Annotated in this window: 2 protein-coding genes; both read right to left on the reverse strand. The window is 51.4% G+C overall.

Annotated features, from left to right (window positions below):
• Positions 1–54 precede the first annotated feature (54 nt).
• Positions 55–1,146, reverse strand: a complete 1,092-nt coding sequence (locus tag METPAY_RS08355; protein ID WP_048151298.1) for an MFS transporter — start codon at positions 1,144–1,146, stop codon at positions 55–57.
• 16 nt (positions 1,147–1,162) lie between these two features.
• The coding region (locus tag METPAY_RS08360) for a beta-CASP ribonuclease aCPSF1 (protein ID WP_048151375.1) at positions 1,163–2,657 on the reverse strand (1,495 nt) is incomplete at its 5' end.

Consider the following 2,657-nt stretch of genomic DNA (forward strand, 5'->3'; position numbering starts at 1 on the left):
CGCCACGAGGGGGAGGGTCACAGGGAGGGGGAAACATCCCCCGCCCTGTAATGATCACACTCTGTTTCTGCACTCGCACCTTCCGATCGTAATAAAGACAACCAGCGAAAGAACGGCGGTAAAAATGAAACCCATGAAATAACTCACGTACTGAGACAAAAGCCCCGATGCATACGGGAGAAACGTCATCCCACCATAAGAAGCAGTATTGAATAGACCGACTACAACTCCCTGCCTGTAGCCTGTCCCGGCCAGAAAATCCGTCTGCCCGACCAGGATGAATCCCGCTATTAAACCGACGAGTACAAAAACAATTATAATAGGCAAAATTCCCGCTTCAGGTGCAAAATAGGCAAGCGCAACGGAAATCGCCATAAGAAGCGCCCCCGTCCTGATAACCGGAACAGGACTGAACGAAGCTCTCGATGCGATAAGAGACGAGACGATCGTCGACACATTCATGATCCCGATTATGATGCTCAAAACGACAGGGCTTTCATCAGTAAATTCAGGATACAATGATGTCAGAACGCCGGTCGAACCTACAAGGATTATCGTCGAGAGGTACAGCCACCGGTAATCCGATATAATCCTCAGGGTCTCCGCCTCGGCCTTCACAACCTGAACGCTCTCACGGGCTGATAGATTCAGCATGAGAGGAATTACCGATGCAAGAGTAAAAAATACCATTCCGCCCCTTTCCCCGAAAGGCTCCTCCAGAAGTCCTGTTACAATGAGACCGAGAACAAGTCCCAGGTTAAGGAAACCGAAGAAATACCCGCTAAGCCGCTTGTGATCCTTCCGTTCGTTGACCCACGAGAGCGCAGCGGATATGAACATCCCGGCGCCTACCCCCTCAATGACCCTGAAGAGAATTACTTCATACGCTCCCTGAAAAAAGACGATGGCAGCGCCTGATATTATAGTCAGTATCAGACCTGCTCTGATTAAAAGAACCTTCCCGATCTTATCGGACAATAACCCTGCAGGGTAGACTGTCAGAAAGGCACCCAGAAAATAAGCTGAGTAGATCGCACCCTGTACTGCCGGGAGTTCTTTTGCAAAAGAGGGAAGAACCGGAACCACTGCATTTGAAAGCGCCATTACGACGAATACGCCAAAAATTATCGAAAGGCGTTCTTTCATATGCAATGTATCCTGTTTATATCATCCTGTATGTTTCAAGATTTCTCGGTGCATGCGTCTCGATCCTGAAACGCTTGTATATCGAAGACGCAAGGTCGATCGCGTTCTTCTCGTCCCCGTGAATCGTAAAGACCTTCTCAGGCCTCGGGTTCAGGTGATTGATATATCTCATCAGCTGGTTCCTGTCGGAGTGTCCCGAGAAACCGTCGATCGTCTGGATTTCGAGATTGATCACTATACTGCCGCGCCGGCCCAGGGGAATCTCCTTCCAGCCCTTCTGGATTCTCCTTCCCATGGTACCGTCGGCCTGGTAACCGACGAATATCAGCATGTTCTTTTCGTCGCCGGCAAGGCCGTTCAGGTATTCCATCACAGGCCCACCGTTCAGCATACCGCTCGTCGTGATAATGATCGAGGGCTCGCCCCCGATGACATTCTCCCTGATTGCCGGTGAGTCGACCTGCACGAAGCAGTCCGAGAGGAACGGATTCATGCCGTCCTGGAATATCTGTTTCCTGAGTTCAGGGTTGAGATATTCGGGGTATGTCGTATGAATTGCCGTCGCCTCCTTGATCATTCCGTCGAGATATACCTTCACCTTCGGGATCTTCTCAAGCCTCATGCCTTCTTCGAGGGTCAGCATGACCTCCTGTGAACGTCCTACAGCGAATGCAGGGATGATTACCTTTCCGCCGCGGCTGATCGTGGTATTGACGGCCTCGTAGAGCTTCTCCTCCGCATCATTCTTGGAGGGCTGGATATCATTTGCACCACCATAGGTGCTCTCCACAAAGATCGTCTCGAGCCTCGGGAACTGGGAAGTCGCAGGGCCGAACAGACGCGTCTTTCCGTAGTTGAAGTCCCCGCTGAACGCAATATTGTACAATCCGTCGCCGACGTGGAAATGAGCGATTGCCGAACCGAGAATATGGCCGGCATTGTGATATGTAAGCTTAATGTCAGGCGCGATATCGGTCACACTTCCATAGTTGAGAACGATTGATCTCTTCAGGTATTCCTGCACCTCCTTTGAGGTATACGGAGCCTGGTTCGCCTCGTTCGTGACGACTTCAAGGTAATCGAGCTGGAGCATTACCGCAAGATCCCTTGTCGCCGGGGTGCTGTATACAGGACCTTCAAAACCGTACCTGTACAAAAGAGGAACGAGCGCACAGTGATCGAGGTGGGCATGAGTCAGGACCACAGCATCAAGCGTGTTTAAAGGATAGATCTCAGGAACATAGAGGTAAGGGACTCCCTCGGTGCTTCCCGGCTTCTCCCCGCAATCGATTAGGACCTTGCTCTCCGGTGTAGACAACAGGAACGCGGCCCTGCCGACCTCCCTGCAGCATCCGAGCGTGGTAACACGGACCCATTTGTCCTTGCTTGTAACATCCCTGTGAATTCTCCGGCCGATCGTTCTTAAAAATTCTTTTCTCTCGTCCTTAACCGATCTCAGGTACTGGCGGATCTGTTTGACGGTCGTGCTCTCGATCGGGGGAGTCCTGACA

The organism is Methanolacinia paynteri (genome assembly GCF_000784355.1).
Taxonomy (GTDB): Archaea; Halobacteriota; Methanomicrobia; order Methanomicrobiales; family Methanomicrobiaceae; genus Methanolacinia; species Methanolacinia paynteri.

What these genes read in the sequence shown, in the direction of transcription:
- METPAY_RS08355 (WP_048151298.1), bottom strand. Translation starts at nt 1,146, where the DNA reads ATGAAAGAACGCCTTTCGATAATTTTTGGCGTATTCGTCGTAATGGCG.